This window comes from Mycobacterium sp. E2462, from assembly GCF_001672685.1.
Lineage (GTDB): Bacteria > Actinomycetota > Actinomycetes > Mycobacteriales > Mycobacteriaceae > Mycobacterium.
In genome coordinates this window covers 1-15812 of the sequence record NZ_LZKC01000101.1, presented here as the reverse complement: position 1 = coordinate 15812, position 15812 = coordinate 1, and the positions used below count along the sequence as shown (strand labels likewise).

The 15812-nt window shown below is 68.9% G+C and carries 16 protein-coding genes, 1 tRNA gene and 2 pseudogenes; 11 read left to right on the top strand and 8 right to left on the bottom strand.

Annotated elements, in window-relative coordinates:
* Positions 1-521 (bottom strand): annotated as a pseudogene (locus A5714_RS04900) (copper transporter); the annotation flags it as partial.
* Between A5714_RS04900 and A5714_RS25105 the strand changes: the two are divergent.
* The 4 genes and pseudogenes from A5714_RS25105 to xerD form a co-directional block, all read left to right on the top strand.
* Positions 517-654 (top strand): annotated as a pseudogene (locus A5714_RS25105) (copper transporter); the annotation flags it as partial. The pseudogenes A5714_RS04900 and A5714_RS25105 overlap by 5 nt on opposite strands.
* Positions 655-785: 131 nt before the next feature.
* Positions 786-2537, top strand: a complete 1752-nt coding sequence (locus tag A5714_RS04895; RefSeq protein WP_068074531.1) for a CTP synthase — start codon at positions 786-788, stop codon at positions 2535-2537.
* Positions 2530-3153: an NUDIX hydrolase gene (locus A5714_RS04890; protein ID WP_068283285.1), complete on the top strand. Its 624-nt coding sequence runs from the start codon at positions 2530-2532 to the stop codon at positions 3151-3153. Before A5714_RS04895 ends, A5714_RS04890 begins: the two co-directional genes overlap by 8 nt.
* Entirely contained in the window at positions 3150-4091 is a 942-nt protein-coding gene (xerD, locus tag A5714_RS04885) for a site-specific tyrosine recombinase XerD (protein ID WP_068283283.1), read from the top strand. The genes A5714_RS04890 and xerD overlap by 4 nt, the downstream gene beginning before the upstream one ends.
* Before the next feature lie 27 nt (positions 4092-4118).
* On the opposite strand, the gene A5714_RS04880 is transcribed toward xerD, so the two are convergent.
* Positions 4119-4871 (bottom strand): O-methyltransferase, encoded by a 753-nt coding sequence (locus A5714_RS04880; protein ID WP_068283280.1) that lies wholly within the window; start codon positions 4869-4871, stop codon positions 4119-4121.
* A 202-nt stretch (positions 4872-5073) separates the two neighbouring features.
* Between A5714_RS04880 and A5714_RS04875 the strand changes: the two genes are divergently transcribed.
* The 7 genes from A5714_RS04875 (at position 5074) to A5714_RS04845 (ending at position 10709) form a co-directional block, all read left to right on the top strand.
* Complete coding sequence (locus A5714_RS04875; RefSeq protein ID WP_068074518.1) at positions 5074-5937, top strand: ParA family protein; 864 nt, start codon at positions 5074-5076, stop codon at positions 5935-5937.
* Positions 5934-6761: a segregation/condensation protein A gene (locus A5714_RS04870; protein ID WP_068283277.1), complete on the top strand. Its 828-nt coding sequence runs from the start codon at positions 5934-5936 to the stop codon at positions 6759-6761. Before A5714_RS04875 ends, A5714_RS04870 begins: the two co-directional genes overlap by 4 nt.
* Entirely contained in the window at positions 6762-7466 is a 705-nt protein-coding gene (scpB, locus tag A5714_RS04865) for an SMC-Scp complex subunit ScpB (RefSeq protein ID WP_068283272.1), read from the top strand.
* On the top strand, positions 7466-8212 hold the full coding sequence (locus tag A5714_RS04860; protein WP_068074507.1) for a pseudouridine synthase: 747 nt from the start codon (positions 7466-7468) through the stop codon (positions 8210-8212). Before scpB ends, A5714_RS04860 begins: the two co-directional genes overlap by 1 nt.
* Entirely contained in the window at positions 8209-8895 is a 687-nt protein-coding gene (gene cmk, locus A5714_RS04855) for a (d)CMP kinase (RefSeq protein ID WP_068283270.1), read from the top strand. Before A5714_RS04860 ends, cmk begins: the two co-directional genes overlap by 4 nt.
* On the top strand, positions 8892-10292 hold the full coding sequence (gene der / locus A5714_RS04850) for a ribosome biogenesis GTPase Der (RefSeq protein ID WP_068074500.1): 1401 nt from the start codon (positions 8892-8894) through the stop codon (positions 10290-10292). Before cmk ends, der begins: the two co-directional genes overlap by 4 nt.
* A gap of 343 nt (positions 10293-10635) precedes the next feature.
* Positions 10636-10709, top strand: a tRNA-Pro gene (locus A5714_RS04845).
* A 40-nt stretch (positions 10710-10749) separates the two neighbouring features.
* Here A5714_RS04845 and A5714_RS04840 read toward each other — a convergent pair.
* The 6 genes from A5714_RS04840 to A5714_RS04820 all read right to left on the bottom strand — a co-directional run.
* On the bottom strand, positions 10750-11439 hold the full coding sequence (locus A5714_RS04840; RefSeq protein ID WP_068283263.1) for an ankyrin repeat domain-containing protein: 690 nt from the start codon (positions 11437-11439) through the stop codon (positions 10750-10752).
* A gap of 197 nt (positions 11440-11636) precedes the next feature.
* The gene (fetB, locus tag A5714_RS26955) at positions 11637-13001 is read right to left on the bottom strand and encodes an iron export ABC transporter permease subunit FetB (protein ID WP_231975770.1); all 1365 of its coding nucleotides are present in this window, start codon (positions 12999-13001) and stop codon (positions 11637-11639) included.
* A gap of 58 nt (positions 13002-13059) precedes the next feature.
* Entirely contained in the window at positions 13060-13359 is a 300-nt protein-coding gene (locus tag A5714_RS25100; protein ID WP_082959571.1) for a DUF1490 family protein, read from the bottom strand.
* A 129-nt stretch (positions 13360-13488) separates the two neighbouring features.
* Positions 13489-14094 (bottom strand): ATP-binding cassette domain-containing protein, encoded by a 606-nt coding sequence (locus A5714_RS04830; RefSeq protein WP_231975768.1) that lies wholly within the window; start codon positions 14092-14094, stop codon positions 13489-13491.
* A 390-nt stretch (positions 14095-14484) separates the two neighbouring features.
* On the bottom strand, positions 14485-14934 hold the full coding sequence (locus A5714_RS04825; RefSeq protein ID WP_231975766.1) for a hypothetical protein: 450 nt from the start codon (positions 14932-14934) through the stop codon (positions 14485-14487).
* A 257-nt stretch (positions 14935-15191) separates the two neighbouring features.
* On the bottom strand, positions 15192-15812 hold a 621-nt coding region (locus A5714_RS04820), incomplete at its 5' end, for a hypothetical protein (RefSeq protein WP_231975764.1).

Genomic DNA, 15812 nt, shown 5'->3' with positions numbered 1-15812 from the left:
AGGTCGTGCAGCCCCAGCACCGCGGTGATGCGTCCCGGCGCGGCGTCGACGTCGTCGACCGTGCTGACCGCGGAGTTGATGCCCGCGTCCGCCCGGGCGACCGCCACGGCGGCGCCGCCGGTCGACGAGCCGTCCCGCCCGGCGAGCAGGACCCCCGAGCCGTGCGGCGCCAGCGCCGCGGTGAAACGCGCCACGCTGGCGCCCTGGTTGCCGGCGTCCGGGGCCAGCGCGCCGCCGGTGACGACGAGCGCGGCGTTGGCCGGCCCCAGGTGCTCGGTCGGCTGGTAGGTGATGAACCCGGTGTCGCGCAGCGCCGCGAGCACGGTGGCCCGCTGCGTGTCGTCGACGGGCGGCACCGCCGGATTCGGGTTGGCCAGCAGGGCGATGCCCAACAGGTCACCGGCCTGCGACCCCTGGTCGACGAGCTTGGTGCTCAACTGCTGCCCGGCGGGCAGGATCGACGAGTTCACCACGGTCAGCAATTTCTCCGCCGAGTTGGCCTCGACGAACTCCGCGGTCAGCACGGTCGACGACGTCGACGCCGCGCCGGGACGCATCACCGCGGTGCTGGGGCTGCACGACCTGCTCAACGGCGGTCACGTGGGGCAATACGGCACCGGCCACGGTGCCGCTTCGCTCACAGTCGCCCAATAACTGTGCCGTAGCGGGCGTGTTCGCCGCGGCTTGGCGCCGCTGATGTTAGGGTGGGTTTCCGTGGGTCGGCAGGCCCAACTAGTTATTCGCTAGATGAATCGACGCCCTGCCCGTCTTCACGGAGGTCGCCAGTGCGCAAGCACCCGCAATCCGCTACCAAGCACCTCTTTGTCAGCGGCGGCGTCGCGTCCTCGCTGGGCAAGGGGCTCACGGCGAGCAGCCTCGGTCAGCTCCTGACCGCCCGCGGGTTGCATGTCACGATGCAGAAATTGGACCCGTACCTCAACGTCGACCCGGGCACCATGAACCCGTTCCAGCACGGGGAGGTGTTCGTCACCGAGGACGGCGCCGAAACCGACCTCGACGTCGGCCATTACGAGCGGTTCCTGGACCGCGACCTGTCCGGCTCGGCGAATGTCACTACCGGACAGGTGTATTCGACGGTCATCGCGAAGGAGCGCCGCGGCGAGTACCTCGGCGACACCGTCCAGGTCATCCCGCACATCACCGACGAGATCAAGCGGCGCATCGTGGCGATGGCCGAGCCGGACGCCGACGGTCACCGCCCCGACGTCGTCATCACCGAGATCGGTGGCACCGTCGGCGATATCGAATCCCAACCGTTCCTGGAGGCCGCGCGGCAGGTCCGCCACGACCTGGGCCGGGAGAACGTCTTCTTCCTGCACGTGTCGCTGGTGCCCTACCTGGCGCCCTCGGGCGAGCTCAAGACCAAACCCACGCAGCACTCGGTGGCCGCGCTGCGCAGCATCGGTATCACGCCCGACGCGCTGATCCTGCGCAGCGACCGCAACGTCCCCGAGGCGCTGAAGGACAAGATCGCGCTGATGTGTGACGTCGACATCGACGGCGTCATCTCCACGCCGGACGCGCCGTCCATCTACGACATCCCGAAGGTGTTGCACCGCGAGGAGCTGGACGCGTACGTGGTGCGCCGGTTGAACCTGCCGTTCCGCGACGTCGACTGGACCGAGTGGGACGACCTGCTGCGCCGCGTGCACGAGCCGCACGAGACGGTCCGAATCGCGTTGGTGGGCAAGTACGTTGAGCTGTCCGACGCGTACCTGTCGGTCACCGAGGCGCTGCGCGCCGGCGGCTTCTCGCACCACGCCAAGGTCGAGATGGTGTGGGTGGCCTCCGACGACTGCGGGACAACCGCCGGCGCGGCCGCCGCGCTGGGCGACGTGCACGGCGTGCTGATTCCCGGCGGGTTCGGCATTCGCGGCATCGAGGGCAAGATCGGCGCCATTCGGCACGCCCGCGCCCGCGGGCTACCGGTGCTGGGGCTGTGCCTGGGCCTGCAGTGCATCGTGATCGAGGCCGCGCGCTCGGTGGGGCTCACCGAGGCCAACTCCGCGGAGTTCGAACCGGACACCCCCGACCCTGTCATCTCCACGATGGCCGACCAGGAGCACATCGTGGCCGGGGAGGCCGACCTGGGCGGCACCATGCGGTTGGGCGCCTATCCCGCGGTGCTCGAGCCGGATTCCCTTGTGGCCAAGGCGTATCAGGCCACCGAGGTGTCCGAGCGGCACCGGCACCGCTACGAGGTCAACAACAGCTATCGCGACAAGATCGCCGAGAGCGGCCTGCGCTTCTCGGGCACCTCGCCCGACGGTCACCTGGTGGAGTTCGTCGAATATCCGCCCGAGGTGCACCCATTCATCGTCGGCACCCAGGCGCACCCGGAGCTCAAGAGCCGGCCCACCCGCCCGCACCCGCTGTTCGCCGCGTTCATCGGTGCGGCCCTGGACTACCAGTCGGGCGAGCTGCTGCCGGTCGAATTCGCCGAGCACGCGTCCAACGGCACCCCGCATCGAGACAACGCGCAGCGGCAGCTATCCGAGCCCGCGGCCCGTGGCTGATCACGTCTTCGAGACGACGGCGTCCGAAACGCTCTACACCGGAGCCATTTTCGCGTTGCGCCGCGATAGGGTCCGGATGCCCGGCGGGAACGTCGCCACCCGCGAGGTGCTCGAGCACTTCGGCGCCGTGGGCGTGGTCGCCCGCAACGACGACGGCGAGATCCCGATGGTCTACCAATACCGCCACGCGCTGGGCCGGCGCCTGTGGGAGCTGCCCGCCGGCCTGCTCGACGTGGGCGGCGAGCCGGCGCACCTGACCGCGGCCCGCGAGCTCGAAGAGGAGGTCGGGCTGCGGGCACGCACCTGGCAGGTGCTCGTCGACCTCGACACCGCCCCGGGTTACAGCGACGAGTCGGTGCGCATCTACCTGGCCACCGACCTGACGGAGGTTGACCGTCCCGCCGCGCACGACGAAGAAGCCGACATGACGCTGCGCTGGGTGCGCCTCGACGACGCGGTGAGCATGGTGTTCGCGGGTGAGGTCGTCAATTCCCTTGCGGTGTCCGGCATTCTGGCTGCCCACGCCGTGCAGACCGGCGTCGCGCAACCCCGTCCGGTGGACACCGTCTGGCGGGACAAGCCCACCCGGTTCGGCGCCCGCAAGGCCGCGCAGTGACGACGGTGGAGCTGGACCACCAACTCCAGGGCTACCTCGACCACCTGACCATCGAGCGGGGCGTGGCGGCCAACACCCTGAGCTCCTACCGCCGCGACTTGCGGCGCTATAGCAAGCACTTGGTGGATCGCGGCATTTACGACCTGGCCAAGGTGGGCGAGAACGACGTCAGCGACTTCCTGGTGGCGCTGCGGCGGGGCGACCCGGACACCGGCGCCGCGGCCCTGTCGGCGGTGTCGGCGGCGCGGGCCCTGATCGCGGTGCGCGGTTTGCATCGGTTCGCGGCGGCCGAAGGGCTGGCCGAGCTCGACGTGGCGCGGGCGGTCCGGCCGCCGACGCCGGGGCGTCGGCTGCCGAAAAGCCTGACCCTCGACCAGGTGTTGGCCCTGCTGGAGGCGGCCGGCGGCGAGAGCCCCGCCGACGGGCCGCTGACCCTGCGCAACCGCGCGCTGCTGGAGCTGCTGTACTCCACGGGCGCCCGGATCTCCGAGGCCGTCGGCCTCGACGTCGACGACGTCGACACGCAGGCCAGATCCGTGCTGCTGCAAGGCAAGGGCGGCAAGCAGCGGCTGGTGCCCGTCGGGCGCCCGGCGGTGCACGCGCTGGACGCCTACCTGGTGCGCGGCCGCACCGAGCTGGCCCGCCGCGGCCGGGGCACGCCCGCGATCTTCCTCAACGCGCGCGGCGGGCGGTTGTCGCGGCAGAGCGCGTGGCAGGTGTTGCAGGACGCCGCCGACCGCGCCGGCATTACCTCCGGGGTCTCGCCGCACATGCTGCGGCACTCCTTCGCCACCCACCTGCTCGAGGGCGGGGCCGACGTGCGTGTCGTGCAGGAATTACTGGGCCACGCCTCGGTGACCACCACGCAGATCTACACCATGGTGACGGTGCACGCGCTGCGCGAGGTGTGGGCCGGGGCGCACCCCCGCGCGCAGTAGACGTCGCCGGGCGGTGCGATCGGCCGCTCAGCCCAGGTATTCCGACTCCAGCACCAGGTCGGAGACCAGCGACTGGTATTCCAGGTGCGCCTTGTGCTCGACGGTGTTCCATGACGTGCCCTGCTGGCGGCGCATGTATTCGCGATACTTCGGCGCCCCGGGCACCCGGACGTTGTCGGCGACGACCAGCGACCCCGGATGCAGCCAACCCCGCGCCAGGATGCTCGACAGGTCGTCCAGATAGGCGTCCTTGTCGTGGTCGAGGAACACGAAATCCAGTGCGCCGGAAGCGAAGCCATGATTGGTGGCCAGCTCGTCGAGGGTCCGGCCGCCGTCGCCGATGGTGCCCACCACGCAGGTCACCCGATCGGCGACGCCGGCGTGCGCCCAGATCTGGCGGGCGTTGGCCGCGTTGGCCTCGGCGAGCTCGACCGACACCACCTGTGCGTCCGGTGCGGCCCGGGCGATGCGCAGCGCGCCGTAGCCGCAGTAGGTGCCCAGCTCCAGGGCGAGACGCGGATCGGCGCGGCGCACGGCCGCGTCCAAGATCTGCCCCTTCTCGTCGCCGACGTTGATCAGCAGCGACTCCTCGTAGGCGAACTTGTCGATGGTGGCGAGGGCGTCGTCGACGTCGCCCGGCCGGGCGTGACGCAGGACGTAGTCGACCGCGGCGGCCTCGCGGCCGTCGCCGATCTGGCCGGTCGTGGTGATGTTGCGCGAGCCGAGGGCCATCCGCCAGAACGACCACCGCAGCAGGGGAACCCGTCGCTTGAGATCCATAGGCCCAACCCTAGGCCTCACCAGCCGGCCGCCGGCAGCCGCGACTGGTGCTGTTGTGACGGGTGTGAAAGCTCTGCCGGAAACTGCGTCGAAAAGGCTTTTTGTGCGCATATCGGCTGGTCGATTGCCTGCGGGTCGCCCGGTTTCGTCGCGTCGACCCGTTAGACTTTCCTGCGATGTTCACCTTCCGAACACCCCCGCCATGACCGATCAGCCGGACAGCGGCGTCGAGCTCGGGCTGACCGGGCGGCCGCCTCGGGCGATCCCCGAGCCGCAGCCGCGCACCTCGCACGGCCCGGCCAAAGTCGTCGCGATGTGCAACCAAAAGGGCGGGGTCGGGAAGACCACCTCGACGATCAACCTCGGCGCCGCGCTCGCCGAATACGGGCGCCGGGTGCTGCTGGTGGACATGGATCCGCAGGGCGCGCTGTCCGCGGGTCTCGGCGTCCCGCACTACGAGCTGGAAAAGACGATCCACAACGTGCTGGTGGAGCCGCGCGTGTCGATCGATGACGTGCTGATCCAGAGCCGGGTCCGATACATGGACCTCGTACCCAGCAACATCGACCTGTCGGCCGCGGAGATCCAGCTGGTCAACGAGGTGGGGCGCGAGCAGACGCTGGGCCGGGCGCTGCACCCGGTGCTGGACCGCTACGACTACGTGCTGATCGACTGCCAGCCGTCGCTGGGGCTGCTCACGGTCAACGGGCTGGCCTGCGCCGACGGCGTGGTGATCCCCACCGAGTGCGAGTTCTTCTCGTTGCGCGGCCTGGCGCTGTTGACCGACACCGTGGACAAGGTCCGCGACCGCCTCAACCCCAAGCTGGAGATCAGCGGCATCCTGCTCACCCGGTACGACCCGCGCACGGTCAACGCCCGCGAGGTGATGGCCCGCGTCGTGGAACGCTTCGGCGACCTGGTCTTCGACACGGTCATCACCCGGACGGTCCGGTTCCCGGAGACCAGCGTGGCCGGCGAGCCGATCACCACCTGGGCTCCGAAGTCGGCCGGCGCCGCCGCCTACCGCGCACTGGCCCGCGAGTTCATCGACCGTTTCGGCGCGTGACGGGCGCCCACAACGGCTCAGCCGCCGGCGAGGCGCCTGCCCAGACCGGCTTTCAGGTCCGCCTCACCAATTTCGAGGGGCCGTTCGACCTGCTGCTGCAGCTGATCTTCGCGCATCGGCTCGACGTCACCGAGGTCGCGCTACACCAGGTCACCGACGACTTCATCGCCTACACCCGCGAGATCGGCGCCCGGCTGGACCTGGAGGAGACGACCGCGTTTCTGGTGGTCGCGGCCACGCTGCTGGACCTCAAGGCCGCCCGGCTGCTACCCGCCGGGCAGGTCGACGACGAGGAGGACCTGGCGCTGCTGGAGGTGCGCGACCTGCTCTTCGCGCGGCTGCTGCAGTACCGGGCGTTCAAGCACGTCGCGGAGATGTTCGCCGAGCTGGAGGCGACCGCGCTGCGCAGTTACCCGCGCGCGGTGTCGCTGGAGGACCGGTTCACCGAGCTGCTGCCCGAGGTGATGTTGGGCGTCGACGCCGAACGGTTCGCCCAGATCGCCGCAATCGCGTTCAGTCCGCGGCCCGCGCCCACCGTCGGCCTGGGGCACCTGCACGAGGTCGCGGTGTCGGTGCCCGAGCAGGCCCGCAAGCTGCTCGAGTTCCTCGAAGCGCGGGGCAGCGGCCAGTGGGCCACGTTCTCCGAGCTGGTCGCCGACTGCGGCGCACCCATGGAGGTGGTCGGCCGGTTCCTGGCGCTGCTCGAACTGTATCGCTCGCGGGCGGTAGCATTCGACCAGTCGGAGCCGCTGGGCGTGCTCCAGATTTCGTGGACCGGTGAGCGTCCGATGAGCGAAGCCTTGGTAGAAGTGCGGGACGAATAGATGAGTGAAGAGCTGTCCGACGTCGATCTCGACTCGGATCTCGCCGGCATCCCCGACATCGCCGAGGCGGCGCCCATGGACGCCGAGGAGCTCGGGTCGGTGCTGGAGGCGCTGCTGCTGGTCGTGGACACCCCGGTCGGCGTCGAGACGCTGGGCGCGGTCACCGGGCAGCCGGTGTACCGCATCGCGGCCCGGCTGCAGCAGATGGCCGAGGAACTCGCGGCCCGCGACAGCGGCATCGAGCTGCGGCAGACGGGCGAGGGCTGGCGCCTGTACACCCGCGCGCGGTTCGCGCCGTACGTCGAGAAGCTGCTGCTGGACGGCGCGCGCTCCAAGCTCACCCGGGCCGCGCTCGAGACGCTGGCCGTGGTCGCCTACCGCCAGCCGGTCACCCGCGCGCGGGTGAGCGCCGTGCGCGGCGTCAACGTGGACGCCGTCATGCGCACGCTGCTCGCCCGCGGGTTGATCACCGAGGCGGGGGTCGACGACGACACCGGGGCGGTCACCTTCGCCACCACCGAATTGTTCCTGGAGCGCTTGGGATTGACGTCGCTGGCCGATCTGCCCGACATCGCGCCGCTGCTGCCCGACGTCGACACGATCGAAGACCTCAGCGAATCCCTGGACAGCGAACCGCGTTTCGTCAAGCTGTCGGGCGGTCGGGCGTCCGACGACGCGCCGACCTTCGACGTGGATCGGGATTGATGGTCGACGAAGCGCAGGGCGTGCGGCTGCAGAAGGTGTTGTCCCAAGCCGGGATTGCCTCGCGACGTGCCGCCGAGAAGATGATCATCGACGGCCGCGTGGAGGTCGACGGGCAGGTGGTGACCGAGCTGGGCACCCGTGTCGACCCGGACGTCGCGGTGATCCGCGTCGACGGCGCCCGGGTGGCGCTCGACGAGTCGCTGGTCTACCTGGCGCTGAACAAGCCGCGCGGCATGCACTCCACGATGTCCGACGACCGGGGGCGGCCGTGCATCGGCGACCTGGTCGAGCGGCGGGTTCGCGGCACCAAGAACCTGTTCCACGTCGGGCGGTTGGACGCCGACACGGAGGGGCTGATCCTGTTGACCAACGACGGTGAGCTGGCGCACCGGCTGATGCACCCGTCGCACGAGGTGGCCAAGACGTACCTGGCGACGGTGACCGGCACGGTCCCGCGCGGGGTCGGCAAGAAGCTGCGCGCCGGAATCGAATTGGACGACGGGCTGGCCCGGGTCGACGACTTCGCGCTCGTGGACGCGATTCCGGGCAAGACGCTGGTGCGGGTGACCTTGCACGAGGGGCGTAACCGCATCGTGCGGCGGCTGTTGGCGGCGGCGGGCTTTCCCGTGGAGGCGTTGGTGCGCACCGACATCGGGCCGGTGGCGCTGGGCAAGCAGCGCCCCGGCAGCCTGCGGGCCCTGAGCCAGGGCGAGGTCGGCCAGCTGTACAAGGCGGTGGGACTGTGAGCGACGACGTGGTGATCGCCATCGACGGGCCCGCCGGTACCGGAAAGTCTTCCGTGTCAAGGGGATTGGCCGCCGAGTTGGGCGCCCGGTACCTCGACACCGGGGCGATGTACCGGATGGTGACGCTGGCGGTGTTGCGGGCGGGGGCCGACCCGGCGGACGCCGAGGCCGTCGGGCGGATCGGGTCGGCGGCGCGGATATCGGTCGACTACGACCCGGCCGGGGACCGGTATTTGCTTGAGGATGAGGATGTTTCGGCCGAGATCCGCGGTGACGAGGTCACCCGGGCCGTCTCGGCGGTGTCGTCGGTTCCCGCGGTGCGCACCCGGCTCGTCGGGCTGCAGCGGTCGATGGCCGAGGGGCCGGGCACCGTCGTCGTCGAGGGCCGCGACATCGGCACCGTCGTGTTGCCCGACGCCCCCGTGAAGATCTTCCTGACCGCGTCGGCCGAGACCCGCGCCCGGCGCCGCAACGACCAGAACGTGGCGGCGGGGTTGGCCGACGACTACGAGGGCGTGTTGGCCGATGTCCGCCGCCGCGACCACCTGGACTCCACCCGGGCGGTGTCGCCGCTGCGCGCCGCCGACGACGCGGTCGTGGTCGACACCAGCGAGATGACCGAGCAGCAGGTGATCACCCACGCGGTCGAGCTGGTGCAGCAACGAAGCGGAGCGATGCGGTGAGCCAGGACGGCACCTGGAGCGACGAAAGCGACTGGGAGTACGGCGAATCCGGCGGCGACGAGCTGCCGGAGGCGGGGCCCGCGCCGGTGGTGGCCGTGGTGGGCCGGCCCAACGTCGGCAAGTCGACGTTGGTGAACCGGATCCTGGGCCGGCGCGAGGCGGTGGTGCAGGACGTTCCCGGGGTGACGCGCGACCGGGTGTCCTACGAGGCGCTGTGGACCGGGCGCCGGTTCATGGTGCAGGACACCGGCGGCTGGGAGCCCGACGCGAAGGGCCTGCAGCAGTTGGTGGCCGAACAGGCGTCGGTGGCCATGCGCACGGCCGACGCGGTGATCCTGGTGGTCGACGCGACGGTCGGTGCGACGTCGGCCGACGAGGCCGCCGCCCGGATTCTGTTGCGCTCGGGCAAGCCGGTCTTCCTGGCCGCCAACAAGGTCGACAACGACAAGGCGGAGGCCGACGCCGCGGCGCTGTGGTCGCTGGGGCTGGGGGAGCCGCACGCCATCAGCGCGATGCACGGCCGCGGCGTGGCCGATCTGCTCGACGAGGTGCTGGCCGCGCTGCCGGAGGTCTCCGAGGTGGCGCCCGCGCCGGGCGGTCCGCGGCGGGTGGCGCTGGTCGGCAAGCCCAATGTCGGCAAGAGCTCGCTGCTGAACAAGCTTGCGGGGGACCAGCGTTCGGTGGTGCACGACGTCGCCGGGACGACGGTGGACCCGGTGGACTCGCTGATCGAGCTGGGGGACCGGGTGTGGCGGTTCGTCGACACCGCGGGGCTGCGGCGCAAGGTGGGGCAGGCCAGCGGGCACGAGTTCTACGCCTCGGTGCGCACCCACTCGGCCATCGACGCGGCCGAGGTGGTGGTGGTGCTGATCGACGGTTCGCAGCCGCTGACCGAACAGGACCAGCGGGTGCTGACCATGGTCATCGAGGCCGGGCGGGCGCTGGTGTTGGCGTTCAACAAGTGGGACCTGGTCGACGAGGACCGGCGCGAGCTGCTGGAGCGCGAGATCGACCGCGAACTGGTGCAGCTGCGTTGGGCGCCGCGGGTCAACATCTCCGCCAAGACCGGCCGCGCAGTGCAGAAGCTGGTGCCGGCCATGGAGACCGCGCTGGCGTCGTGGGACGCCCGGATCGCGACCGGGCCGCTGAACGCCTGGCTCAAGGAGGTGGTGGCGGCGACGCCGCCGCCGGTGCGGGGCGGCAAGCAGCCGCGGATCCTGTTCGCCACGCAGGCCACCGCCCGCCCGCCGACGTTCGTGTTGTTCACCACCGGGTTCCTGGAGGCCGGGTATCGGCGGTTCCTGGAGCGACGGCTGCGCGAGGCATTCGGCTTCGAGGGGTCGCCGATCCGGATCAACGTACGGGTGCGGGAGAAGCGCGGGGCGCGACGGCGCTGAATCGGGTGTGCCTTGCGGGGCCGGCGTCTTCCCGGGGGCGGGCCGGTCGTATGTCTGTCTCCCCGGCGTGTGGGCGTCTGTCTCCCCGGCCCCCGGGCGCGACTTTCCCGGGCCCTGGGCGCCTCCCCCCGGCCCCCGGCCGCCTCTCTGCCAGGACATGACCGAAGTGCCCGCCTCATAGCGACAACGCGTGCCGGTGCCACGCGTCGCTGCCCGTCCGCCGCGGTTGTCGCTGTGAGGCGGGCACCCGACATGCCAGATGGGGAGCCGGGGCCGCGGAGGTGAAGCGGCCTCGCGCGCATGCGGTAGGCTTTCGACCTGCTGCCGGTGATGCCGGCGGCTGCGGGCTGTGGCGCAGTTTGGTAGCGCACTTGACTGGGGGTCAAGTGGTCGCAGGTTCAAATCCTGTCAGCCCGACAAGACAACGTGGACAGCGACGTTGAGCGCGGCCCATTGGTCATGCGAACCCTTCATCCACGAGTATCGCGCCCTCGTGGGTGATGACATGGACTTGCCCTGACCCACCGGCGACGCGGCACCAACTCAGCGTTTCGACGTATCCCTGGCGCAATCTCATGTCGAAGCCTCCGTACATCCCCGGTATCGCGAACCAGACCCGCTGGGCGGGGGCTTCATGAAAGACCTCCACAGAGGGATAGCGCAGAATCTTTCGGAGGTAGCGGTCGGGGTAAAGCTCCTGTACGCGGCCATCAATGACCTGAGCCAGGTTCGTGTCGAGTGCGCGGATGCGTGCGGGTCTCAGCGGTGATGGAGGCGGAAGCAGAAGCTGACGGAGATCGTCGGGGTGATCGTGCTCCACTGCGATGTCGTACGCGGTACGTCCGTGTGCCTCTTTCAGCGATCGCAGCGCGCCGCGTTCGATCAGCTCGGAGACGACGTCCGTCGGTGCTCCATGCCAGGCCGCTTGATGCAGAACCGTGAATAACGATTTGCCGCCGGGCCGCCATTGGTTCGCGTCGACCTGATGGTTCGTGTCGGGCGGGTGGCTGGGCTCGTCGAGCATGTTGAGGACCGTCGACCAGTCACCGACCTTCGCCGCATCGGCCAGACGGTTCCACGACTGCATCGCCGGACCATCTACTAAGGACTGGTCCAGGATGCCGTGCCACGCCAATGCCTCCTGCATGGAGCGAGATTACGTTTGGGTGGACGTCAGAATCTGCTGTTCGACCACGCAGGGCGGCAACAGTGATAGGCCGCATCGAGCCACGGACTCCGGTCGCCACTTGGGAGGGCGCGCTTCGCCACTCGCTAGTGCGCGTGCAGCTCCCAAGTTTGGCGGCAACTCGCGGCGATGAACACCACCGACGTCCCCGGTGCCGGTCAGCGTTCGTCGGGCGGGTCTCTCTGAATCAGGCGTTGCGCGTCGTCGAAGAGCGACTCTTCTGCGATGCGGGTCGCTACGAGCGCTGCCACCGCGGTGGCGGCGAGCTGCATGTACATCACCACGATTTGATAGCGGATCGCGGTGAGCGGATTGATGCCTGCCAGAATCAGTCCGGTCATGGCGCCGGGCAGGCTGATCAGCCCAACGACCTTCGTCGAATCGATGGCGGGAATCAACGCGGTGCGCAGGGCGGAGCGTTGGTAGGGCAGGATCGCTTGTCGCCCGGATTGGCCTAGGGATAGGCGGGCTTCGATGGCTGGCTGCGAGTGGCGAACTTCTTGGTCGAGCCGCCCCAACGCGCTTCCCGCCGCCAGCATGGCCGACGAGACAATCATGCCGCCAACCGGAACAATCACGCGGGTCTCGGCAGCGATGACGCGTCCGGCCAACAGCGTTCCGAGGGTGAAGACTGTGCTGGTGGCGACGCCGCTGGTGGCGGCGACCCTGGCCTGGGGCAGTTGCGGAGCGCGGCGGCCGGCGACCTGCCCGGCGATCACCACCATCCCCGTTACCCATCCGGCCGCGCCGAGCAGACGCGTCTGCTGAAACAAGACCCGAAGAAGTGCGCCGGCTGCGACCAGCTGCACGGCGGCGCGGGTGGCAGCGACGACGATCTCCCGCGTCAGACCCAGCCGCCGCCGATAGGCGATAGTTCCGGCGACCGTGACCAACAACAGCGATACGACCACGCCGCCCCAGGTCGGGACGGCCGGCGCCGAAGTGGCCAGCACGACAAGGGCGGACGCGGGCCGCCGAAATCGCAGGCGACGAGATCCACCCGGCTGAAGACTCACCCCCGCCGCCCACAGTTTCATCGAATGAAGGCCCACGCCGGTCACTTTGACCGCTACCAGCCCAAGCGGCAGAGCCACCCAGGTCCACCGCCGGCGGGGTCGGAGTTCGCAGCGCTTGACCTCGTTATCAAGCCGCCGGGGGCCGCCGGGTAGCGCGACGTCATAGCCGAGACGGTCCAGCGCCGCACGCAGCCTCTGGATCTCCGGCGGCGCCTCTGTCGCGCCGCGCTGCGGATTCAATAACGTGTGCGTAAGCCCGCCGAGGATCTTGTTCACCACGCCGTTCTGAACGCGAGCAGAACCAGCGCGTGAAGCATGCGAGCCGCCCGGGACGTTCTGGGCCCTGGCAATCGCTGACAGAACGGCTTCGGTATCGCATTCTCGGGGCGCGTACCAGATCACTACAGATGCGGTACGCGGATATGCGCGCACCGCACGCACACCGGTCACCGTGGCGACCATCTCCTCGATGCTTGCGGCCAGGGCCGAATCGTGCTGAAATCCCATGGCCTGCACTCGCATCCGCCCCGCCGCAGCGGAGACAACTGTCGGTCTGAGGCGAGGTTCAGTGCTCTGCATCGGCAGCCTCCGCGGGCCTGAATTCTGGCTGAGCCGCCGTCGGTGAACTTTGGTTATCGATGCGCTCCGCGGCCTCGGCGACGACGTCGGCGACCGCTAGTCGCGCCCGCGCGGCGCTTACCTCGGCCTCGCGCGCAACGCGCAGACCCCAAGCCGTCACGGAAACGGATGCCGCGCGTAGCGGGTTCTTCGCCGCCACCTTGCGTAACCCTTCATAGGCCACCGCTCCGACCACCCCGGTAACCACGGTGGGTGCCGCCTTCGCTAAGACCCCCTGCCACACCATCGCGCTCGCTCCTTCCCATTGGTCCCTCCACCATTTCCAGGTTCTCTACGGCGTTGCCAGCCAGCGACCGTCGGCCGCCACTTCACAAAGGGCACCTCCTGCGACAAGTCGCCCCGGTTGTCGTCTCGATCATGAGGTCGTACACAGATCCAGATCGTCGGGGCAGTGGTGAGTGTTAAGGCGACCTTCGGTCAAGACCAGGATGTGCGCGGCGACGCTCTCGATGAGCGAGTGGTCATGGCTGACCAGAACAACGGTTCCGCCCGCGCAGACTTGGTTGCGTATCAGCGCGCCAATGATCCGGGTTGAGGCGTCGTCGAGCGCCGACGTCGGCTCGTCGAGCAGCAGGATGTCCGGCTCAACCGCCAGCGCCCGTGCGAGACAGACCCGTTGCGCCTCCCCACCGGAGAGTTCCGCGGTTGCGCGCTCGGCGAATTCCGGTGCCAGCCCCACGCGCTCGAGCAATTCGACCGCACCTGCCTCAGGCAAGTCGGGACGTCCGACGCGGACCTCGTCGAGCACTCGGTCGGTCAACAACACCGCGGCTTGCGCCACCAGTCCAATACGCCGCCGCAACGCCAGGACGTCCATCTCGGCGATGGGCACACCGCCGAGCGTCACGCGTCCTGCCGTGGGTTCGATGAGCCGGTTCATCAGTCGGAGCAGTGTCGATTTTCCGGCTCCGCTGGCACCCGTCACCGCGGTGCACCGGCCTGCAGGAATGCTGGCACTCACCTCCGCCAGGAGCGTAGCCGAGCCGCGAGTCACTGTGACCTGCTCGAGCCGGAGACCCTCCATGCGCATCAGCTGTGCACTAGTTCTGCGTAACCACGGAAACAGCGACCAGCCCGCAACCGCCTCTGACGGTTAACGATTCACCTTCGGTCAGGTGTCGCCGGCGCTGCCGCCCAGTGGTCCGAAGCTCAGTGGTCACCTCAAGCCTTGACGTTGTATCCGCGCGGTTATGCCCGCTGACAGCGGCCTCGTGCGGATGGGGGGCGAGTGTGCGCATATGCACGACAGCGTAGAAACGGGCCGCTGAGAAGTCGTTGAGAAAGCCGCGCTCGTTCGGTGCCGCTAATCGACCGATCACAACGCCGACGCCAACGTCGGAAACCGCGGTCATCATGCGGGGCACGCCGCTTGGAGGGCTTGGCCGGCTTTGTGGGTCTGAGCGGCGTAGCCAATGTAGGCGCGCTGGAAGTCCTGGCTCGCTGCCGAGCTGTCGCCCGATCCGTTCTGTAACTGTCCCGAAATGGTCTGGCGCCACACGGCGAGCATTCCTTCATCGAGATTGATCACAGCGTAGGCCTTTTCGCGCAAACCAGAATCGTGGATCTGGTCAGCGTATTGGCGCAGGCGGATTACGCGAGTCTGGTACGCATCCACGAGCTTCTGCGGGTCCTCGACGCCGGTTGGGATGAGATCGCGCATCCGCGCACTCTCGGCTCTCGAGTACTTGAGCATGTCGTTGACGACCGCGCAATCAGGCTTCGGACTCGGCCTCAGGTACAGCCACACCGAAAGGCCGGCCACGGCCAGGACCAGCACGCCAGCGGCCGCCGCGGTGAGCAAGATGCGCCTCGTCGCCACGAGTCATCGCCACAGGCGCGGGTAAACGCGTGGCGGGCTGTCGCTATCGAGGTCAAAGACGGCGTCTATGGCTTGATCCTATTCCTCACTCGCTTTGACAGCGCGCACGGTGGCAGCCAGCAGCACGGGCGGTGTGTCACCCTAGAACCAGTACTCGTCGCGCGGCGCTCGCGATGACGACGAATCCGCGCACTTGGGTCATTCACCTGGCAAATCGCGAAAGCTGCAACCAGCAACCCTCAATAGCGGAACGCCCGCGCGCCGGTGACCGACCAGATCGGCTCCACGTCGCCGTCGCGCACGGCCAGCAGATCCACGCCACCTGCACCGTCGGAAGTGTTGCGCAACAGCGCGATTCGACCGCTTGACTCGTCGACGATCAGTCGCCGATGCACGGCGTAACCCATCGCCGCAGCCCACCGCGACGCCAAGGTGGTCAGCTTCTCTCGGTCCAGGAGGTCACCGGGCGGCGGGTCCGGCGCATCCCGACGCGGACCCAGGAACGTCCAGTTTTCCCTAATGCGCTTGCCCTGCACCACGTTAACGTCGATCCCGGTCATCACTGTCGCATCGGGGAACGTGACGTCCCACAGGTAGGCGAATGCGTCGCCGTCGACCACATACAGGCGCGGGACGAAGACGTTCACTTTGCGGCCTCGATACGCGGTGACGAACGCTTCCTGTTGAGCCGGGCCGATGACGGAATCGAGGTCCGATGCGTTGGCGAACCACTGTACGCAGTCGTCGGTCATCAATTCGTTAGCCAGCGCGGGCTTTTCGTTCCACATGCGGCACCAGCTCGTGGCCAGTTCGATTGCTTCTGCGATATCCATGCCCATCACTGTGGCAACCGTTGGCGA

Bases quoted from the DNA above. Each gene is read 5' to 3' on its own strand.
- A5714_RS04880 (WP_068283280.1), bottom strand. From the start codon at position 4,871: ATGGATCTCAAGCGACGGGTTCCCCTGCTGCGGTGGTCGTTCTGGCGG.
- A5714_RS04875 (WP_068074518.1), top strand. From the start codon at position 5,074: ATGACCGATCAGCCGGACAGCGGCGTCGAGCTCGGGCTGACCGGGCGG.
- scpB (WP_068283272.1), top strand. From the start codon at position 6,762: ATGAGTGAAGAGCTGTCCGACGTCGATCTCGACTCGGATCTCGCCGGC.
- A5714_RS04860 (WP_068074507.1), top strand. From the start codon at position 7,466: ATGGTCGACGAAGCGCAGGGCGTGCGGCTGCAGAAGGTGTTGTCCCAA.
- A5714_RS04840 (WP_068283263.1), bottom strand. From the start codon at position 11,439: ATGCAGGAGGCATTGGCGTGGCACGGCATCCTGGACCAGTCCTTAGTA.
- fetB (WP_231975770.1), bottom strand. From the start codon at position 13,001: ATGGGATTTCAGCACGATTCGGCCCTGGCCGCAAGCATCGAGGAGATG.
- A5714_RS25100 (WP_082959571.1), bottom strand. From the start codon at position 13,359: ATGGTGTGGCAGGGGGTCTTAGCGAAGGCGGCACCCACCGTGGTTACC.